We start from the raw sequence: 18,882 nt of genomic DNA, 5'->3' as shown, positions 1-18,882 counted from the left end.
CGTCATCGTTGACCCTCCATTCGGGATAGGCTTTTTTGGGAGTAATCGGGCCGGTTCACCAGGTCACCGGCAATTCGTAGACGCCGTAGGCGAGCCGGTCGTGTTTGAACGGCACCTCCTCGAACGGGATGCTCAACTCCAGCGTCGGGACGCGGCGGAACAACGTGCGGTAGATGATTTGCAGCTCCGCGCGGGCGAGTTGTTGCCCGACGCACTGGTGCCTGCCGTAGCCGAACGCGACATTGCGATCCGCCCCCGACCGGTGCAGGTACAGCCGATCCGGCTCGGTGAACGCCCGTGCATCCCAGTTCGCCGGGGCAAGGTCGATGATGATGCCCTCGCCGGCGCGGATGACCTCGCCGGCGATGTTGATGTCGTCGAGGGCCACGCGCCGCTGGCCGTTCTGGATGATGCTGAGGTAGCGCAGCAGTTCCTCGACCGCGTTCGCGACGATCTTGGGGTCCTCGGCATCCCGGATGACGGCCAACTGGTCTGGATTCTGCAGCAGCGCAAGCACGCCCAGCCCGACCATGTTCGCGGTGGTCTCGTGGCCCGCGATCAGCAGCCCGGTAGCGAGCTGGGCGGCCTCTTTGACGCTGAGTTCCCCGGCTTTGACGCGCTCGGCGAGGTCGGACACCGCGTCTTCTGCCGGGTCTTCCATCTTGGCCTCGACCAGCTGGACGAGGTACTTGTTGAGGCTCATCGCGCCCTTGACGGTGTCCTCCCCCGTCGCGTAGCGCGCAAGCCCGACGTTGGCGTGGTGCTGGAACATTTCGGCGTCCTCGTAGGGCACCCCGAGCAGCTGGCTGATCACCAGCGACGGGACCGGCAGCGCCAACGCGGTAACCAGGTCCGCGGGCTGCGGTCGGGCGAGCATCGCGTCGATGTGGTCGTCGGTGATCTGCTGGATGCTCGGCCGCAATCCCTCGACCCGCTTGAACGTGAACGGCTTCGACAGCATCCGCCGGAAGCGGGTGTGTTCTTCGCCGTCGGAGGTGAAGACCGACCGCGGGCGCTTGTGCACGGTGGACAACATGCCCTCGTTCCAGTGCGGAAACCCCGGCGTGCGGTCGTCGACGCTGACCCGGGCGTCGGAAAACAGTTCCCGCACTTGGTCGTAGCCCGTGATGAGCCACGGTGTGCTGCCGTCCCAAATCCGGACCCTGGACAGCGGCTTGGCCTCGGCGAGCGCCATGACGTCCGGAGGAGGCGCGAATGGACAGCCGGCGTCGCGGGCCATCGGGTATTCCGGGATCTGTTGATCCGTCCCGGGTTTCGCGCTCGTCAAGGTGTCCGACATTTCATTCCTCGATGTGGATGGCCAGTGCGGGGCACGCCGCGGCCGCGCGGCGTGCGCCCTCGGCCTGCCCGGCCGGCGGATTCGGATTGAGCAACACGACAACCCCGTCGTCGTCGCGCTGGTCGAACACCTCGGGCGCGTTCATGACGCAGTTGCCCGACGACGCGCAGGCGTTCTGATCGACAGTGACTTTCATCGGCCGGCCCCTATTCGTCCGGGGTCACGGGCGCCAGCCACAGGCCCACGATGGCGTCGATGAGGCCGGATGCGGCGGCGCGCCAAGACGATTGGTGCATCGTGGAACCCGCCGCCAGCGCCCGTTCGCGATCGGCGCAGGTGTGCATCAACAGGTTGCGGGCCATGATGTTGCGCTCGAACCGAACGTCGGCCGGCAGGTTGGGCAGGCAGCCGTTGATCCCGTCGACGACCTGGACCAGCGACGGCGAGCTGAGCGCCCCCTTGACGATGATGTTGTAGTAGGCCGGGTCGGTCATCGCCTGCGCCGCGAAACGCGCGTACCAGGTGGGGTTCCCCAGCTCCGCGAGGTGGTCGGTGAGCGGGCGCACCAGGCAGGCCACCCAGTCCCGCATCTCGATGGAACCGCGCGACTCCAGCAGCTCGGCCACCATCTGTTCGCGCAGCTGCTCGACGGGCCCGCGATGCTTCTGCTCGATGGCGCGCACCAGGTCGGCCTTGGTGCCGAAGTGGTAGCCCACCGCGGCGTTGTTGCCCTGCCCGGCCGCCTCGCTGACCTGGCGGTTCGACACGGCGAACATGCCGTGCTCGGCGTATAGGCGCTCGGCCGCCGCCAGGATCGCCTCCTGGGTGGAGCTGGCCCGCTCGGTGCGAACGGTCCTGCCTGCGGTCGTCATTCCGCTAGTCAACCCCGCTTCTCACTTTAAGTCAAGCGCTTGATTTAAATTCATGGACCGGTCATTCCTTCCGCTTGGACCGGATGACCTTGCCCGCGACCGTCCCGCCGTCGACGGGCAGCACGGTTCCGGTGACGTAGCGCGACCGGTCGCTGGCGAAGTACAGCGCGGCCTCCGCGATGTCGTCGGCCGTCCCCTCGCGTTTCAGTGGCCGGTCGGACCGCATCGTCTCGCGAATCCCGGCCTCATATCGCTCGAGCTCCGCGGGATCCATGTCCACCGCCGACGTCTTCAACAGGGGCGTGGGGATGTTGCCCGGCGCGATGGCGTTGACCCGAATCTCGTAGTACGCCAATTCGATTGCCGCGGACTTGGTGAACTGGATGACCGCCGCCTTGGACGCGCGATAGGTCATCACGCCGCCGCCGGCCTGGATTCCACCGATCGACGTCATGTTGATGATCGATCCCCCGCCGTGGGCGGCCATGTGCCGCGCGGCATCTCGGGTACCAGCCATCACGCCCAGCACGTTGACCGCCATGATCCGGTGGAAGTCGGCCAGGTCGTCCTCGAGAAACCGGCGGTGCATGGTGCCCGAGACCCCGGCGTTGTTCACCATGACGTGCAGACCGCCGAACCTTTCCACGGCCGCGGCAACCAGCGCCCCGACCTGTTCTGGGTCGGAGACGTCCGTGCGCCGGAACAACGCGTCGGGTCCCAGCGCCGTCGCCAGCGCCTCGCCCCGGTCGGCATCGACATCGGCGATGACGACCCGCGCGCCCTCGGCGACGAACTTCTCCACCGTGCCGCGGCCGATGCCCGACGCCCCGCCGGTGACGACGGCTACCTTGCCCGCGAGATCGTTGACCACACGACGAGTTAATCGGCGTGAGGCGCGTTAAGTCAAGCAGTTGATTTAAGCCGTTCGTCGACCTCGGCCTATATCAATCCGGTTGCGGAGATGGAAGGCTGGGATCACCGGTTCATCGGCTAATTCGGGAGGGCTTCACTATGAAGGTTTTGGTCATCGGCGGCACCGGACTCATCGGCTCGCAGGTCATCGCGAATCTGACCGAGATGGGACACGAGGCGATCTCGGCCTCGCCGCGCTCGGGCGTCGACTCCGTCACCGGCGAGGGCGTCGCCGAAGCCGTGGCGGGCGTGGACACGGTGGTGGACGTGGCCAACTCGCCATCCTGGGAAGACGACGCCGTACTGCACTTCTTCACCACCTCTTCCCGTAACCTCCTCGCCGCGGAGAGCGAGGCCGGGGTGCGGCACCATGTCGCGCTCTCGATCGTGGGCGCCGACCGCACTCAGGACAGCGGCTATATGCGGGCCAAGGTCGCCCAGGAGAAGGTGATCGAGGAATCCGGAGCGCCGTATTCGATCGTGCGGGCGACGCAGTTCTTCGAATTCGTCAGCGGGATAGCCGATTCGGCGGCCGACGGCGACACCATTCGCCTGCCGCACGCGGCGTTCCAGCCCATCGCCGCCAAGGATGTCGCCACGGCAGTCACCCAGGCCGCGATCGGCGATCCGACCAACGGCATCACCAACATCGCCGGCCCCGAAAAGCTCGGCATGGACGACTTCGCCCGCGCCAGCCTGGCCGCGGACGGCGACGCCCGTCAGGTCGTCACCGACCCCACGGCGCCCTACTACGGTGCAGTGCTCGACGACCAGAGCATCGTTCCCATCGACGGCGAAGATCCGACGATCTACCCCACGCGCTTCAGCGACTGGAAGGCCGCTCACGCTTCCAGCGGCGCGCAATAACCCGACGCCGGTGCCACGGGTCGCATTGATCACCGGTGCCAGCCGTGGCATCGGCGCGGCGACGGCACGGGTCCTTGCCGCACGCGGTTTTCGGGTGGTGGTCAACTACCACTCCAGCGCCGGGGAGGCGCAGGAGGTGGTCGCCGGCATCGCGTCGGCGGGCGGCGAGGGCGTGGCGATTCGGGCCGATGTCACCGCGCCCGGTGACGTCTGCACCATGGCCGACGAAATCGCGGGGCGCTGGGGTGGGGTGGACGTGCTGGTGCACAACGCGTTGATCCCGTTCGTCGTCACCTCGTTCGCCGACCTCACCTGGGAGCAGCTCGGAGGCAAGCTGGACAGCGAGCTGCACGCCGCCTATTCGCTGACGAAAGCCGTTGTGCCGGGCATGATTTCCCGCGGGTACGGCAGGCTGATCTTTCTCAGCACCGGGCTCTCGCGGCGACCGCGCGACGGAATGATCGCGCTGGGCACGGCCAAGGCGGCCCTGGACCAATTCGTCCGCTACGTCGCACTCGAGCTGGCGCCGCACGGGATCACCGCGAACCTGGTGGCGCCGGCCACCGTCGGCGGAACCAGGGTGACCGGGCAACTTTCGCCGGAGCGGATAGGTCAGCTCGGGGAGGCCGCACCGATGGGACGGCTCGTCACCCCCGACGAGGTGGCCCACACGATCGCGTTCTTGGCGAGTGAGGATTCCGGCTTCACCACCGGGCACTATCTGCCGGTCAACGGCGGCCTTGCGATGGACTGACCGGCCATGGACACGATCGACCTGGCCTACGTCGGGCGCGGCATCCACGAAGAACTGGTCGCCTACATCGCCGACCAGGAGGGTTTCTTCCAGGACGAAGGCGTCCACGTCGCCGTGCGTGACGGAATCAGCTGGGACACAGAGCGTCTGCGCTCCTGCGCGACGATCGGCCTCGGCCGCGCCGTCCTGTCGCGGTTGACCCATGGCATCGAATGGACGGTGCTGAGTGTGAACACCCACCGCCCGTTGTTCTGGTTCCTCGGCGGGCCCGGCGTGTGCACCATGGCGGACCTTCGCGGGCGCCGGCTCGCCGTACACGCCCCGCACACCGCACCGGGTTGCTTCGCGCGAATCGTGTTGCGCCAGCACGGTCTCGACCCCGATCGCGATCTCGAGTGCGTGGTGCGATCCCCGGGTGACTACCAGATGGATCTGCGGCGGCTGCGGGACCGCTCGGTCGACGCCGCTTACGTCGGCAGCACCCTTGCGCCGGAGCAGGTCGCCGAGGAGGAAGGCTTCCACACGCTGGCGTGGGTCGGCGACTTCTTCGAGATCCCCACCGTGGGAGTAGCGGTGGACGCGAGCCGCCTTCAGCCCGACAGCACGGCGGTGCAGGCGGTGGTGCGGGCCAATCAACGCGCCCTGCGGACCATGGCCGAGCGACCCGAGCTGGCCGTCGCCCACCTGGCATCGTTTCTGGACCGGCTGACGCCCGACGAGGCGCAACGCCACTACGAGCGTTACATCGGTCCGCACTTCACCGCCGACGGCCGGGTGGACCTCGACATCGCCCGGCGCGCGGTCGACGCCGTCGCGGCCGAACTCGGTGTCGCCTCGATACCGGCGGAGCGGATCTACCGGACCGTCTGAGGGCGCACGAGCCGGGCTTGCGCTCCGCCGATTGTCCGAGCACGGTATAACTCGTCAGGGGGCGATTCGACCCGAGACGAGGAGCGCTCAATGCCCGTGCCGCCCACAAGCGGGGTCCCCTTCGACGCTGCGCGGCTGACCCGCCGCGGCTTCATGGCCGCCGGCATCGCCGGCGGGCTCGCGCTGGCGGCCTGCAGCCAAACGAAATCCCAAGTATCGGGCGCCGCAGCGCAAATGGCCGCCGCCATCGACGCGGCCGAGCGGGCGCGGCCGCACAGCGGACGCACCGTCACCGCCAGCCTGACGCCGCAGCTGGCGGACATCGATCTGGGTGGACCCGTCGTCCGCACGATGGCCTACGGCAACGCCATTCCCGGGCCGCTGATCCGGGCCAAGATCGGCGACGAGCTCGCCGTCAGCGTCTCCAACCGGCTCGACGTCGCGACATCCGTGCATTGGCACGGGGTCGCGCTGCGCAACGACATGGACGGCGCCGCCCCCGCCAGCGCGAACATCCCGGCCGGCCAGGACTTCACCTACCGATTCTCCGTCCCGAATTCGGGCACCTACTGGGCCCATCCGCACACCGGCCTGGACGCCGACAAGGGGCTTTACCTGCCGGTCATCGTCGACGATCCGAGCGAGGGCGACTACGACACCGAATGGATTGTCGTCCTTGATGATTGGACCGACGGCGTCGGTAAGAGCCCGCAGCAGCTCTACAGCGAGCTCACCAGTCCGGACAAGCCGAGCCGGTCGACCATGCCGACGACGTCGTCGACGACATCGACCACCGCTACGACCAGCACGTCCCCCACCAGCTCGACGACCTCGACGACGGCGACGTCGGGGATGCCCGGGATGTCGGGTAGCCGGGGTGGCGCGAGCGACCTGCTCGGCGGCGACGCCGGTGACATCGACTACCCGTACTACTTGATCAACGGCCGAATCCCGGCGGCGCCCACCACATTCACCGCCAAGCCGGGTCAGCGCATCAGGATCCGCTTCATCAATACCGGCTCGGACACCGCGTTTCGCGTCGCGCTGGCCGGCCATTCGATGACGGTCACCCACACCGACGGCTTCCCCGTCGTACCCACCCTGGTCGACGCCCTGCTCATCGGCATGGCCGAGCGCTACGACGTCATCGTGACCGCCGCCGACGGCGTCTTCCCGCTGGTCGCGCTGGCGGAAGGGAAGAACGCCTTGGCGCGCGCGCTACTGTCCACCGGCACCGGCAGCTCACCCGACGCGGGATTTCAGCCGGCCGAGCTCAACCAGCGGGTCGGCACCATTGAAATGTTCACGGCCACAACGCCCGTCAACCTGGGCCGCCCACAGTCCGACCTCAACCTTCCGGTGGTGTTGGGCGGCAACATGACGCAATACAACTGGATGATCAACGGCAAACCCTACGGCCAGACGGATCCGCTGCACGTCCGCGAGGGTGAACGGCCCACGATCACGTTCGACAACACCACGATGATGTATCACCCGATTCACCTGCACGGCCACACCTACCAGCTGATCAAGGCCGACGGCAGCCCCGGCCCACGCAAGGACACTGTCATCGTTCTGCCCAAGCAGAAGGTGCTCGCCGTGCTGGTCGCCGACAACCCGGGCGTGTGGCAGTTGCACTGCCACAACACCTATCACCAGGAGGCCGGCATGCAGACCCGGCTCGAGTACGTCTTTTAGATTTCAGGCGGTCGCGAGGAAATCCAGCAGCAACTCGTTGACCGTGGCGGCCCGTTCGATTTGCGGGCAATGACCGGCCTTGGCCACCACCACCGCGCGGGCACCGTCAATCTGTTTGGCGATCTGGTCGGCCCACCCGGACGGGAGAAGTTTGTCGTCGCCCCCCTCGATGACAAGGGTCGGCACGGTGATGCGTTCGTAGGCGCGCGTGCTCGACGGGGTCGGGGAGGGCGCGGCGTCGGGACGACGAAATCGCGCCGCCGCCACCGCCTCCCACGCGCCGGGGGCGGTGCTCGATTCGTAGCGCCGACGCACGTAGTCCTCGTCCGCCGGGTAACCAGGGTCGTGGAACAGCGCCTCGACGATGCGCCGCATCGCCGGGAGCGTCGCGTCGTACTGTTGCAGCGCATCGAAATGCCGGTTCTGCTGGATCTCGCCTCCCCCGCAGATGATGACCAGGCTGCGGACCGGCAGCAGCGGCGTGTCCGCGGTGGCGTCGGTGAGCAGGTTGATGGCGCCCATCGAGTTGCCGACGAAATTTGCGGAGCCGACGCCGAGCTCCTCGCAGAATCGCGCCACGTGCCGAATCCGCATCCGGCGCCCTTCGACGAAGTCGATGACCTTCGCCGACTGCCCGAACCCCAGCTGGTCCGGTGCCAGGACGCGGTATTGCGCGGCCAGGGCGGCGATATTGCGCTCCCAGCCGAGTTCTGCGCCGGCGCCGAACTCGCCGCCGTGCAGCAGCACCACCGGATCGCCTTCGCCCGCCTCCAGGTAGCTGGTGAGCAGGCCGTCGACCAGAACCGTTTTGCGCTGAAACTCCATCACTTGATCGCAATCGGGTTGACCGGGGAGCCCACGGCGCCGACCACTCTCAGGGGCGGCGCGACGAGCTGGAACTCGTACACGCCGTCCGCGGCGCAGTCGTCGGCCAGCGGAGTGAGGTCCCAATACTCGCCGAACATCATGCCCATGTCGCGCAGGCAAAGCAGATGCAAGGGGAAGGTAATCCCCTCGATGCCGGACACCAGGTCCTCGACCTGGAGGTTGTCGGCCGCGACCGCCGCGATCTCGTGATCGTGCAGCCACGAAGCGCACCGCCAGTCCAATCCGGAGTAGCCTTCCAGCTTGTTGCCGGTCGTCAGAAACCTTGTCCACCAACCGGTTCGGATCAACAGGATGTCGCCGCGGCCGACGGCCACCCCCTGCGCGCGAACCACGTCGTCCAGTTCCTCGGGAGTGATCGGGTTCCCGGCCTCGAGGAAGACCTCCGCACCGCGGTGGCGGACCAGGTCCAGCAGCACACCGCGGGAGGTGATGCCCTTGCCGTCGACCTTGTCGATGCCGCATCGGTAGGCACCCAGGCTGGTCACCGAATCGGCCGGGAAGCCGTTGTAGAGCTGATCGTCGTAGTAGACGTGCGACAGGGCATCCCATTGGCTGGCCGCCTGCAACGGCATGATGATCATGTCGTCGTTGAAGCGGAACGGATTGTCGGCGGTCATATATTGACTGAGCTGCTGGGCCACCGGGTTGCGCGCCCAATCGGGCCCGTATTTGGTCAGCGTGTTGACATCGCCGCCGTCCACCGTCATGACATGCACCGGATTATGCCGAAACTCGAAGGCGCCCTGCGGTCCTGATGCGCCGAAGTCCACGCCGAGCGGAAAGACCTTGCCGTGCCGGACCAGACCGGCGGCCTGCGCGACCTTTTCCGCGGTGATGAAGTTCAGGGTGCCCAGCTCGTCGTCGGCTCCCCACCGCCCCCAGTTGGAGACGTCGCGGGCGACTCGCCGGAAGTCGGTTACGTTGGCCACGGCGCTCCTTCCTGTCCTTCTGAGAGTTCACGCGCAATCGCCGCGCCGACATTCCCACCATCGACCCACAACACCTGGCCGGTGATGTAGCTGGCCGCGCGGCTATTCAAAAACAATAGGACCGCGGCCTGTTCGGCCGGCTCCGAAACGCGCCCCAATGGCTTGGGAATGTCGTCTAAGAAGCCCTGCCCGTACGCCGTGCGCAGCTGGTCGAGGATCGGGGTTTCGGTGACGCCAGGGCCGGTGCAGTTGATGCGGATGCCGCGCGCGCCAAGGGGTGCGGCGTTTCGCATGGTGTAAAGGATGATCGCCTCTTTGGACAGTTGGTAGCCGCCGCCGGCCAGCGCGTCGGGGTGCGCGTGACACCAGTCGATGCCCTCGGCCATCGTCGCGGTGTTTAGCAGGGGCGCCACCGCGTTCAGGTGGTCACGGTACGCCGACGCGGCCAGTGACGAGACGCTGACGATCGACGACCCGACTGGCATCTTGTCGATCAGTGCCTCGGTGAGGTGGCGCAGTCCGAGGAAGTTGATCGTGACAACTAGCGGAGGGTCGCCGATCCCGGACGAGACGCCGGCCACGTTGAACAGCGCGTCGACGGGCCCCTCGACGGCGGCCGCCGCCCGATCGACGGAGGCCGGATCGGCGAGGTCAAGCTCGTGAAACTCGTTGAGCGCGAGGGCCGGACGGCGCTTGTCCAGCCCGACGACGTCGGCCCCGAGTTCGCCGAGCTGCCGAACCACGTGTTCGCCGATGCCCGAGGCACATCCGGTCACCACGGCGCGGCGGCCGTCGTAGCGCCACAGATCGTCGATGTGTCCCACGGCTCAATCCGCTTCCGGCGTCACTTGCCGTTCTCTTGCTCCTTGGCCCGCCGCGCCGCCTGAACGCGGCCCTCGTTGATCTCCGCCATGGCCTCGGGGATCTCGCTGGCGGTGAACTTGTCGCGGCCGGTGGGCAGGCCACCGAAGGCGTAGGTTTCGTCGAACAGCGGCGCGGTCGACTTCGGCCGGCGCGCCTCGACCTTCTCGATGACCGGCGCCAGCCGCTTGGCCTTGTCGGCCACGGCCTTGTGGTCACGCTCGATGAACTCCGGCAACACCTCTTTGCCCATCAGCTCAATGGATTCCATCGTGCCCTCGTGGCTGCGCGGGTTGAGCAGCAGGATGATCTCGTCGACGCCGCTCTGCTCGTAGCCGCGCAGGAATTCGCGCACGGTGTCCGGTGATCCAATGGCGCCCCGCCCCGGGCCGTACGCCAGGGTCGGGTCCTTCTCGACCTCCTCGAGATACCGCTGCCACACGCCGGTCCGGCCGGGGACGTGCATCCCGGTCAGGTAGTAGTGCATGATCCCGAACGAGAAGAATCCGCCGCCCTGCCCCAGCCGCTGCAGTGCCTCCTCCTCGGTCTTGGCGACCATCATGGACAGGTCCCCACCGATGGCCAGGATGTTCGGGTTGATCTGCGGCGTGATGGGCACGCCGTTCTCCTCGAACTCCTTGTAGTAGCCGTTGACCCGGTCGGTCAGCGGCCCGGGACCGGTGTAGGCGAAGCTCAGTGCCCCGATACATTTTTGGGCGGCCATCTGCACACTCGCCGGCCGCGTGCAGGCCACCCAGACCGGCGGATGCGGCTTTTGCAGCGGCTTGGGAATGACGTTGCGCGGTGGCATTTGGATTTGATCGCCCTTGAAACCGGTGAACGGCTCTTCGATCATGCATCGGATCGAGACCTCGAGGGCCTCTTCCCACTGTGCGCGCTTGTCGGCGGGATCGACGTCGAACCCGCCGAGTTCGCCGACGGAGGAACCTTCCCCGGTGCCGAATTCCACGCGCCCGTTGGACAGCAGGTCGATGGTTGCGATGCGTTCGGCCACGCGCGCGGGGTGATTCACCGCGGGCAGCAGGTGCATGATCCCGAAGCCGAGCCGGATGTTCTTGGTCCGCTGGCTGGCCGCGGCCAGGAAGATCTCCGGCGCGGTGGAATGACAGTACTCCTCGAGGAAGTGATGCTCGGTGAGCCAGACGGTCGAGAACCCGGCCTTATCTGCGGCCTCTACCTCGTCCAGGCAGTCCTGCAACAGGACGTGTTCGTCGTCCGGCGCCCACGGGCGCGGCAGGGCGAACTCGTAGAACAGCGAAATTTTCATTGATTACCTCCCATATGGGTTAAGGGGCCTGTTTGTCCTGATTGGGCTGCAAGGTGTTTGGCGGCCACGTAGCCGAACGTCATGGCCGGGCCGATGGTCGCTCCGGCGCCGGCATAGCTGCGGCCCATGACCGGCGCCGACGTGTTGCCGACCGCGTAGAGCCCCGGCACCACGGTGCCGTCGGGCCGCAGCACGCGGGCGTGTTCGTCGACGCGCAGGCCACCCGATGTGCCCAAGTCGCCCAGGACGATCCGGAATGCGTAGTACGGCGGCTTGCCCAGCGGATACAGGTTCGGGTTGGGCAAGGTCGGATCGCCGTAGTAGTTGTCGTAGACGCTGTCGCCGCGGTTGAAATCGTCGTCGTGCCCCTGCCGCGCAAGGTCGTTGAAACGGCTTGCGGTTTCGGAAAGTTGATGTGCCGGTACTCCTATCTTGGCGGCCATTTCGTCCCATGTCATGGCCGCTTTGACTACACCCGATTCCAGCCACGCGGCGGGTACCTTGCGGCCGGTGGGTACCGGCGCGCCGGGAATTTTCGGTATCGGGAGATGGCCGCCGACGACATAGCGATTGAACGACCGGTGATCGGTGATGAGCCAGCACGGGATGTGGGTCACCCCCGACTTCTGGCCGTCGATCATGGCGTGGCCGAAATCCATGTAGGGCGCCGCCTCGTTGATGAAGCGCTTCCCGTCGCCGTTGACGATGAACTGCGCCGGCATCATTCGTTCGTTGAGCATGAACTGCATCCGGCCGTCGGGCCACTGGATCGCCGGGAACCACCATGCCTCGTCCAGCAGTTCGGTTGCGGCGCCGACCTTCTCGCCCGCTCGGATGCCGTCGCCCATGGCGGCGGGGTTGCCGAAGCTCCAATCCTGCTCGATGACCGGCAGTTGTTCCTTGCGCCAGGCGAGGTCGTGGTCGAAGCCGCCGGACGCGAGGATGACCCCCCGTCGCGCACCGACCCGCTGGGTGGCGCCGTTGCGCCCCACCACCGCCCCGGTCACCGCGCCGCGGGCGTCGGTGAGCAATTCCACCATCGGTGCGTCCAACCACAGTGGGATCCCGCGTTCGCGCATGGCCAGCCTGAGCCGGGCGGCCAGTGACTGTCCGATCGCCGCCATCCGCTCGCCGAAAACTCTGGCCCTGACCATCCGCGCGATCAGCTTCAACAGCACACCCTTGCCGGCCCAGGACTGCCGGATCCGGTAGAAGGTCCGAAGCTCTTTGGGGCCCAGCCAGATTCCCTTGGGGGCGAGCGCCAACGGTTGCAGCAGCGTCTGCTCGTGGGGGCCCAGCCTACGCAGGTCGATGGGGGGCACATTGATGGTGCTGCCCAGCTCGGAGCCGCCGGGCAGCTCCGGGTAGTAATCGGCATAGCCCGGCTTCCAGACGAATTCAAACCAGCTCGAGAGGTTTTCGAGGAACTCGAGCATCCGCGGCGCCGAATCGACGTACTGGCGTATCCGTGCGTCGTCGACCAGCCCGTCGGTGATTTGCCGCAGGTACTCGACGACCCCTTCGGGCGACGGCGCGTAGCCCTCCCGCTGTTGCGCCGGTGCGCCGGGAACCCAGATGCCCCCGCCCGAAAGGGCGGTCGAACCACCGAAATACGAGGACTTCTCCACCACCAGGGCGTCCAGCCCCGACGCGTGCGCGGTCAGCGCCGCCGTCATGCCGCCGCCGCCGGAGCCGACGACGAGCACGTCGACGATGTGGTCGAAGACGCCGGGGGTGGCCGAGAACGAGGACGTCATGTCGGCACCGCCGTCCGGATGGCGAAACCGGCGATCAGCTCGGGAGCCGGTTTGTAGTACTGCAGCGTCGTCCGGTACGGGCCGGCGGCCTCCAGCGCGGCAAACGCCGCCACCCACGTTCTGATCTCTTGCGCGGAGCTGCCCCCCTCGTGGGCCACGAACGAGTTGGACCACTGATCGAGATCGGAAAGCCTTCCACTGTCGATGATCTCGAGGAAGCGGTGGTCCCACGCCGGGTTGAGCGGTTGCAGCCCACCCGCACCGGCCGCAAAACTCTTGGCCGCGTCGATCACGGCGAGCTGCCGGGCTTGTCGCTGCTCCGGCGTCATCGGCCGGCCATGCACGATCCGCTCGCGCACCGGCGGCGGCGCGGTCGCCAGCGTCGGCACCGGCGGGCTGTGGGAAAGCCCCCCGGATCCCAGCAGCAGGACCCGCTTGTCCAGGGTGGCCAGGTAGTTGCCCACCGCGGTGCCCAGCGCCCGGCACCGGTGCAACGGCCCCAGCGGCGCGGCGACCGCGTTGAGGAAGATCGGTATCACCGGTCGCGCGGTGGCGTGACCGAAAAGCTTTTCCAGCGGTTGGACCGTGCCGTGATCGACGTCCATGCTGACCGACACGGCCACGTCGATCCCAGCGCCCAGAACCGCTTTGGCGCATTCGTTGGCAAGGTCGTCCGGGACATCCAGCGGCCCGGCGTGGGTACCGTAGTCCCCCACGCCGTTGGCGCTCGTTCCGATGCAGAACGGCGGCATCACCTTGTAGAAGAACCCGTTGAAATGGTCCGGGGAAAATGTCACCACGAGATCCGGCTGGTAGTCCCGCACGAACTCGCGCGCCTGGGCGATCGCGGCTTCGATGTCGTCAAGCAGGTCCCGCGACGGCCCCGGAAGATTCAGCAGCGGGCTGTGCGACATACAGCACAGAGCCAGTGCCACTTGGCAAATCACCCCCTCCCGGCTTGAGGGCGAGCGCCTCGATGAGACGGGCGCTCAACTCCGGTGCGCGCTGAGCGATGCACGCACCGGCGATGCACCGATCGGGGCGCAGGAACAGCACCGACTCCTGATGGGTGTCGAACCACGACTTCAGTCCGCCGTTGCGGTCCCCGACGATCACGACGTCGGGATCGTCGTGGCCTTCCCAGTGCAGCTGGGTCGCCGGTCGCAGCGCAAAGAATCTGGCGCCCAGGGCTTTCCAGCTTTCGAACGCCACGTCACCGAGGATGTCGCGCGGGTTGTTGTTCCAGCACACCACGGCGAGCCAGTCGCCCAGCACGTCGTCCAGCAGCACATCCTGCCGGTCACGTGTGTCGACCCTTGGCTGGATGAACAGGGTGCCGACCGGCGAGTCGGCACGGCCGGGGTCCGTGTGCACGACGGCCCCCTGGTCGTAGCGCGGCATCGGCTTGAACCGCATTTCCAGCACATACCGCTTGAGCGACGGCACGATTGACGCCGAGCGCACCAGGACATCGCGCAGACCGGCCACCCGGCGGTTGGTCGGGGAGATGGCGCGACCGACCATGGTGGACAGGTCGATCATCGCCCGCGCATGCTTGCGGCGCTCGATGTCGTAGGTGTCCAGCAGCCTGTCGTCCGCCAGGCCGCGCACCACCGCGGCAAGCTTCCAGCCCAGATTGAACGCGTCGCGAATCCCGCTGTTGTAGCCCTGCCCCTGCCACACCGGCATCAGGTGCGCGGCGTCTCCTGCCAGCAGCAGCCGGCCCGAACGGAACGCGCCGGCGATCCGCGAGTGGTGGGTGTAGACGCGGCGCCGGATCACGTCGACCCGGTCGGGGTGCGGCACCATCCGCGACAGCATCTGGCGCAGGAAGGCCGGATCCTCGGCCTGCTCGTCGGACTCGTCGCCGTGAATCATGAACTCGAAGCGGCGAATTCCGTGCGCGATCGAGATCGAGGCGTACGGGCGTTCCGGGTCGGCGCCCACCTCGCTGTTCGGGTGGCCGAGCGGATCGTTGGCGACGTCTACCACCAGCCAGCGTGTAGAGGAGGTCGTCCCGTCGAACGACACGCCCATCATGCGCCGGGTCATGCTGCGGCCGCCGTCGCAGCCGACGACGTAGCGGGCCCGCAACGGGGATGCGTCGCCACCCAGCTCGACGGTGACCCCGTCGCCGTCCTGCCGGCAGGCCGTCATCGGCCGCTCCCACCGCACCTCGACGTGGTCGAACCGGTCCAGACCGCGCAGCAATTCGGCGTCGACGAGCGGCTGCACGAACCCGTTGCGCTTCGGCCAGCCGAAACGCGCATCGGGAGGGGCCATTTCGGCGAGGACGCGGCGCTTGGCGTCGACGAAGCGAAGGATCTGGTTGGGCACGGTGTGCGGCAGGATGCGGTCGACCAGGCCGATCGACTGGAAGGTGCGCAACCCCTCGTCGTCCAGCCCGACGCCGCGCGGATAGTCGATGAGCGATGCCCGTTCGTCGACCACCAACGTGCGGACGCCCTGCAGGCCAAGGATATTGGCGAGCGTCAGCCCCACGGGACCGGCGCCTACGACGAGGACCTCGACGTCGACCCCGAGTGCGTCGCGCTCCACAGCTACCATCAGCGGCCCAGCAGGAAGTCGAGATGTAGGCGGTTGAAGGTCTTGGCGTCCTCGTACTGCGGCCAGTGGCCGCAGCCGGGCATCAGCTCGAAGCGCGCGTTGGGAATCATCGATGCGATGCGGCGGCCCTCGGTCACGTCGGCGGTGGGATCGTCACTGGTCCATAGCACCAGGGTGGGCGCGGTGATCGAACCGTATTCGTCCGCGGAGATGATGTTGCGGGCGCGGATCTCGGGATCCTGCAGGGCCATGATGTCGCGCATGGCGTCGACGAATCCCGTTTGGCGGTATACCCGTTGGCGACTGGCGACCAGGTCGTCGTAATCCTTTGACTTGTCGGCCATCAGCCATTTGATCCGGGCTTGCACCGTTTCCCAGGTCGGGTTCTCGGCGGCGGCCATGGACAGCGTGATGATCCGCTGCATCACCTCCGGATCGGCCTGGGAGCCGCCGGCGGTGTTGAGGACCAGTCGGTCCACCGCGTCGGGATGGTCGATGGCGGCGCGCGCGGCGACCCAGCCCCCGAGCGATTCACCGCTGATGCTGGCGCGGTCGACCCCGATGTGGCGCAGCACCTCCATCAGGTGGTCGACATAGTGGGTGACCTCCAGCGGGTGGCCTGGTTTGTCGGTGTAGCCGTGGCCCAGCATGTCGATGGACCAGGTCCAGAAGTGCTCCGCGTGCGCCGCCAGGTTCCGGACGTACGCCTCCGCGTGGCCACCGGATCCGTGCAGGAACATCAGCACCGGCTTGCCGGAATCGCCGGCGCGCAGGTAGCGGGTGCGCACTCCGCCGGCATGGAGGTAGCCCTGCGAAAACGCGACACCCTGGAGATCGCTCCATACGCTCTCGAATTCCGCCACGGTCCCTCTCACGCCTGCTGATACTCGGAAATATTGTTCTCGTCTTTGGCCAACGTCGTGTGCTAATATCGCACACTGATGTGCGTTATCTATAGAGCTTCGCTCTCGGATGGGGGTCTGTCAAGGTCATGACGGGCTCCCAGACGCTGGCCAGGGGGCTCACGGCGCTGCACATGGTGGCCGATTCGCCGAACGGGCTTACCGTGCAGCAACTGGCCGACCAGCTCGGGGTGCACCGCACGATCGCCTATCGACTGCTCGCCACGCTCACCGAGTTCCGGTTGGTGGCCAAAGGCGAGGACGGGCGCTATCGCCCGGCAGCCGGCCTGGCCGTGCTCGGCGCGTCGTTCGACCGCAACGTGCGTCAGGTCAGCCTGCCGATCCTGCGCGCACTGGCCGACGACCTGAGCACCACCGTGTCGCTGCTCATCGCCGAGGGCGACCAGCAGGTGGCGATCGCCGTGATCGTGCCCAGCCATGTCGCCTACCAACTGTCCTTCCACGAGGGCAGCCGATATCCGCTGGACCGCGGTGCCGCGGGAATCGCCTTGCTCGCGAACATGCCACCGCGCCCGGGCGAGCGGGAGCTGGTGACCAAGACTCGGGAGTGCGGCTGGGTAATCACCTACGGCGAAATCGAGCCGAACACCTACGGTTTGGCCGTGCCGGTCAACCGCCCGGCGCCGTCCCCGCCGACCTGTATCAACCTCATCTCGCACCGTGAGGATGTCGTGATGCGCGGCAAAGACGCGGTCATCACCGCGGCAAAGCAGTTGGCGGAGCTGTTGAGCTAGCCACGGAGCTGAAGGGATAACCATCCATGTCATGGGACCGTGAAGTCGATGTCGCCGTGCTCGGCAGCGGAGGCGCCGGACTCACCGCGGCGCTGACGGCGGCGGTGGCCGGCGCGTCCGTGGAGGTGTTCGAGAAGGCCGCCACGGTTGGCGGCACCACCGCCGTGTCCGGCGGCGTCGTGTGGATTCCCGCCCATAACCGTTCTCCCGATGGGGAATTGACCGTGGCGGACGCGTTGCAGTATTTGCGCGCGCAGTCCCTTGGCGCGATGGACGACGCCTTGGTCGAGACATTCGTGCGGACCGGCCCGCGGATGCTCGACTTCGTCGAGGCGAACAGCAAGCTGCACTTCGAGATTGCCACCGGCTTTCCCGACTACCGGCCCGAGTTGCCCGGAGGGCAGCCCGGCGGTGGCCGCTCGCACATCCCGGCCCCGTTCGACCTGAATCGATTGGGCGAGTGGGGCACCCGGATCACGGCGTTCCCGATCGATTTCTCCAATGTGGGCTTCGACGCCGAGACCCTGGCCCGCTTGCACGCGGCCCGCCTCGATGCGGCGGCCGACGAACAACCCGGGAACCTGTGCGTCGCCGGTGCCGCACTGATCGCCGGCCTGCTGGGCGGCCTGCTCGACACCGGCGCGACGATCCACGTCGACGCGCGCGCCGAGCAGCTCATCGCCGATGCCGGGGAGATCATCGGAGTCCAAGTCGCCCTGCCGGGCCGGACCATCCGGGTGCGCGCCCGCCGCGGAGTCGTCCTGGGGACGGGCGGCTTCGAATGGGATCCGGTTCTGACACAAGCGTTTCTGCGCGGCCCCATGCACGGCGCCGTCTCGCCGCCGTACAACACCGGCGACGGGCTGCGCATGGCGATGTCGCAGGGAGCGGATCTGGCCAACATGGGCGAAGCCTGGTGGGTGCCGATCGTGCAGATCCCGGGTGACACCATCGAGGGAAAGCCGCGAAGCCGCAGCGTCCGCCTGGAACGCACCCGTCCGAGGAGCATCATCGTCAACTCGGCCGGGCGCCGGTTCGTCAACGAGGCATCCGACTACAACTCGATGGCCGGCGCGTTCCAGTACCTGGATCCCCGAGGGGGATACGTCAACGATCGCGGATGGATGGTGTTCGACTCGGTCCACCTGCAGCGGTATGGCTTCCTGGGTATCGCACCGGGGCAAGCGGTTCCGGACTGGTTCTGCGAATCGGCCGACCTCGCCGAGTTGGCCGCGAAGACCGGCATCGACGCCGACGGCCTCGGCCGCACCATCGAGGACTGGAACCGCCATGTGGCCGCCGGGGCCGATCCGGACTTCGGGCGCGGTTCCAGCGCTTACGACGGCTATTGGGGCGACGACAGCGCCACCACCCTCGCCGGTAAGACCCTCGGCCCGATCGACACCGCGCCGTATTACGCCGTGCCGGTGCGCATCGGCGCCATGGGCACCAAGGGCGGCCCGCGCACCGACGCCGACGCCCGCGTCCTCCACGTCGGCGGCGACCCGATACCGGGCCTGTTCGCCGCGGGCAATGCCATGGGCGGCGTTACGGGGCGGGCCTACGGCGGGGCCGGTGGAACCATCGGCCCGGCAATGGTTTTCGGCTATCGTGCAGGGCACGCGGCCGCCACCGGGAAATCGGTCGACCTTCAGTAGCCG

General features: G+C 67.4%; 18 protein-coding genes. 6 read left to right on the top strand and 12 right to left on the bottom strand.

All coding sequences use genetic code 11. From position 1 onward, the window contains the following. Window positions 1–55: 55 nt before the first annotated feature. From AC5Y7V_RS25535 to AC5Y7V_RS25520, 4 genes are all read right to left on the bottom strand, one after another. Window positions 56–1,300, bottom strand: coding sequence for a cytochrome P450 (locus AC5Y7V_RS25535; protein ID WP_499882833.1), 1,245 nt, complete (start codon window positions 1,298–1,300; stop codon window positions 56–58). Window position 1,301: 1 nt separating this feature from the next. Then, window positions 1,302–1,496, bottom strand: coding sequence for a ferredoxin (locus AC5Y7V_RS25530; RefSeq protein ID WP_499882832.1), 195 nt, complete (start codon window positions 1,494–1,496; stop codon window positions 1,302–1,304). A gap of 10 nt (window positions 1,497–1,506) precedes the next feature. Then, window positions 1,507–2,172 (bottom strand): TetR/AcrR family transcriptional regulator, encoded by a 666-nt coding sequence (locus AC5Y7V_RS25525; RefSeq protein ID WP_499882831.1) that lies wholly within the window; start codon window positions 2,170–2,172, stop codon window positions 1,507–1,509. Window positions 2,173–2,233: 61 nt separating this feature from the next. Beyond that, the gene (locus AC5Y7V_RS25520; protein WP_499882830.1) at window positions 2,234–3,043 is read right to left on the bottom strand and encodes an SDR family NAD(P)-dependent oxidoreductase; all 810 of its coding nucleotides are present in this window, start codon (window positions 3,041–3,043) and stop codon (window positions 2,234–2,236) included. Window positions 3,044–3,183: 140 nt separating this feature from the next. On the opposite strand from AC5Y7V_RS25520, the gene AC5Y7V_RS25515 reads away from it, so the two are divergent. From AC5Y7V_RS25515 to AC5Y7V_RS25500, 4 genes are all read left to right on the top strand, one after another. After that, window positions 3,184–3,951 carry an SDR family oxidoreductase gene (locus tag AC5Y7V_RS25515; protein ID WP_499882829.1) on the top strand — a complete coding sequence of 256 codons (768 nt, stop codon included), beginning with the start codon at window positions 3,184–3,186 and terminating at the stop codon, window positions 3,949–3,951. Window positions 3,952–3,961: 10 nt separating this feature from the next. Further along, a complete protein-coding gene (locus tag AC5Y7V_RS25510) occupies window positions 3,962–4,705 on the top strand; it encodes an SDR family NAD(P)-dependent oxidoreductase (RefSeq protein WP_499882828.1) in 744 nt (247 codons plus the stop codon). 6 nt (window positions 4,706–4,711) lie between these two features. Continuing rightward, window positions 4,712–5,575, top strand: coding sequence for an ABC transporter substrate-binding protein (locus tag AC5Y7V_RS25505; RefSeq protein WP_499882827.1), 864 nt, complete (start codon window positions 4,712–4,714; stop codon window positions 5,573–5,575). 90 nt (window positions 5,576–5,665) lie between these two features. After that, window positions 5,666–7,273, top strand: coding sequence for a multicopper oxidase family protein (locus AC5Y7V_RS25500; protein ID WP_499882826.1), 1,608 nt, complete (start codon window positions 5,666–5,668; stop codon window positions 7,271–7,273). A gap of 3 nt (window positions 7,274–7,276) precedes the next feature. Here the strand turns inward: AC5Y7V_RS25500 and AC5Y7V_RS25495 are convergent, their stop codons facing one another. The 8 genes from AC5Y7V_RS25495 to AC5Y7V_RS25460 are packed head-to-tail and all read right to left on the bottom strand — an operon-like array spanning window position 7,277 to window position 16,427. After that, the gene (locus AC5Y7V_RS25495) at window positions 7,277–8,098 is read right to left on the bottom strand and encodes an alpha/beta fold hydrolase (RefSeq protein ID WP_499882825.1); all 822 of its coding nucleotides are present in this window, start codon (window positions 8,096–8,098) and stop codon (window positions 7,277–7,279) included. Next, window positions 8,098–9,090: a cyclase family protein gene (locus AC5Y7V_RS25490; protein ID WP_499882824.1), complete on the bottom strand. Its 993-nt coding sequence runs from the start codon at window positions 9,088–9,090 to the stop codon at window positions 8,098–8,100. Before AC5Y7V_RS25490 ends, AC5Y7V_RS25495 begins: the two co-directional genes overlap by 1 nt. Continuing rightward, window positions 9,078–9,914 carry a coniferyl-alcohol dehydrogenase gene (locus AC5Y7V_RS25485; protein WP_499882823.1) on the bottom strand — a complete coding sequence of 279 codons (837 nt, stop codon included), beginning with the start codon at window positions 9,912–9,914 and terminating at the stop codon, window positions 9,078–9,080. Before AC5Y7V_RS25485 ends, AC5Y7V_RS25490 begins: the two co-directional genes overlap by 13 nt. 20 nt (window positions 9,915–9,934) lie before the next feature. Next, entirely contained in the window at window positions 9,935–11,239 is a 1,305-nt protein-coding gene (locus tag AC5Y7V_RS25480; RefSeq protein ID WP_499882822.1) for an LLM class flavin-dependent oxidoreductase, read from the bottom strand. Next, window positions 11,236–12,996 carry an FAD-binding protein gene (locus AC5Y7V_RS25475; protein WP_499882821.1) on the bottom strand — a complete coding sequence of 587 codons (1,761 nt, stop codon included), beginning with the start codon at window positions 12,994–12,996 and terminating at the stop codon, window positions 11,236–11,238. The genes AC5Y7V_RS25480 and AC5Y7V_RS25475 overlap by 4 nt, the downstream gene beginning before the upstream one ends. Further along, complete coding sequence (locus AC5Y7V_RS25470; protein WP_499882820.1) at window positions 12,993–13,910, bottom strand: 3-carboxyethylcatechol 2,3-dioxygenase; 918 nt, start codon at window positions 13,908–13,910, stop codon at window positions 12,993–12,995. The genes AC5Y7V_RS25475 and AC5Y7V_RS25470 overlap by 4 nt, the downstream gene beginning before the upstream one ends. Further along, window positions 13,858–15,564: a bifunctional 3-(3-hydroxy-phenyl)propionate/3-hydroxycinnamic acid hydroxylase gene (locus AC5Y7V_RS25465; RefSeq protein WP_499882819.1), complete on the bottom strand. Its 1,707-nt coding sequence runs from the start codon at window positions 15,562–15,564 to the stop codon at window positions 13,858–13,860. The genes AC5Y7V_RS25470 and AC5Y7V_RS25465 overlap by 53 nt, the downstream gene beginning before the upstream one ends. After that, window positions 15,564–16,427, bottom strand: a complete 864-nt coding sequence (locus AC5Y7V_RS25460) for an alpha/beta fold hydrolase (protein ID WP_499882931.1) — start codon at window positions 16,425–16,427, stop codon at window positions 15,564–15,566. The genes AC5Y7V_RS25465 and AC5Y7V_RS25460 overlap by 1 nt, the downstream gene beginning before the upstream one ends. Window positions 16,428–16,555: 128 nt before the next feature. Between AC5Y7V_RS25460 and AC5Y7V_RS25455 the strand changes: the two genes are divergently transcribed. Both AC5Y7V_RS25455 and AC5Y7V_RS25450 read left to right on the top strand, forming a co-directional pair. Further along, window positions 16,556–17,221, top strand: coding sequence for an IclR family transcriptional regulator (locus AC5Y7V_RS25455; protein ID WP_499882818.1), 666 nt, complete (start codon window positions 16,556–16,558; stop codon window positions 17,219–17,221). Window positions 17,222–17,247: 26 nt separating this feature from the next. After that, window positions 17,248–18,879 (top strand): FAD-dependent oxidoreductase, encoded by a 1,632-nt coding sequence (locus tag AC5Y7V_RS25450; protein WP_499882817.1) that lies wholly within the window; start codon window positions 17,248–17,250, stop codon window positions 18,877–18,879. Window positions 18,880–18,882: the final 3 nt, after the last annotated feature.

Source organism: Mycobacterium sp. NGS34, assembly GCF_059812845.1.
The sequence above is the reverse complement of the archived record's forward strand: the minus strand, read 5'-3'. Positions and strand labels throughout refer to the sequence as shown.

Excerpts from the sequence above, each read along its gene's own strand:
- AC5Y7V_RS25535 (WP_499882833.1), bottom strand. The coding sequence starts at position 1,300 with ATGTCGGACACCTTGACGAGCGCGAAACCCGGGACGGATCAACAGATC.
- AC5Y7V_RS25530 (WP_499882832.1), bottom strand. The coding sequence starts at position 1,496 with ATGAAAGTCACTGTCGATCAGAACGCCTGCGCGTCGTCGGGCAACTGC.
- AC5Y7V_RS25525 (WP_499882831.1), bottom strand. The coding sequence starts at position 2,172 with ATGACGACCGCAGGCAGGACCGTTCGCACCGAGCGGGCCAGCTCCACC.
- AC5Y7V_RS25515 (WP_499882829.1), top strand. The coding sequence starts at position 3,184 with ATGAAGGTTTTGGTCATCGGCGGCACCGGACTCATCGGCTCGCAGGTC.
- AC5Y7V_RS25505 (WP_499882827.1), top strand. The coding sequence starts at position 4,712 with ATGGACACGATCGACCTGGCCTACGTCGGGCGCGGCATCCACGAAGAA.
- AC5Y7V_RS25500 (WP_499882826.1), top strand. The coding sequence starts at position 5,666 with ATGCCCGTGCCGCCCACAAGCGGGGTCCCCTTCGACGCTGCGCGGCTG.
- AC5Y7V_RS25495 (WP_499882825.1), bottom strand. The coding sequence starts at position 8,098 with ATGGAGTTTCAGCGCAAAACGGTTCTGGTCGACGGCCTGCTCACCAGC.
- AC5Y7V_RS25480 (WP_499882822.1), bottom strand. The coding sequence starts at position 11,239 with ATGAAAATTTCGCTGTTCTACGAGTTCGCCCTGCCGCGCCCGTGGGCG.
- AC5Y7V_RS25475 (WP_499882821.1), bottom strand. The coding sequence starts at position 12,996 with ATGACGTCCTCGTTCTCGGCCACCCCCGGCGTCTTCGACCACATCGTC.
- AC5Y7V_RS25470 (WP_499882820.1), bottom strand. The coding sequence starts at position 13,910 with ATGTCGCACAGCCCGCTGCTGAATCTTCCGGGGCCGTCGCGGGACCTG.
- AC5Y7V_RS25465 (WP_499882819.1), bottom strand. The coding sequence starts at position 15,564 with ATGGTAGCTGTGGAGCGCGACGCACTCGGGGTCGACGTCGAGGTCCTC.
- AC5Y7V_RS25455 (WP_499882818.1), top strand. The coding sequence starts at position 16,556 with ATGACGGGCTCCCAGACGCTGGCCAGGGGGCTCACGGCGCTGCACATG.
- AC5Y7V_RS25450 (WP_499882817.1), top strand. The coding sequence starts at position 17,248 with ATGTCATGGGACCGTGAAGTCGATGTCGCCGTGCTCGGCAGCGGAGGC.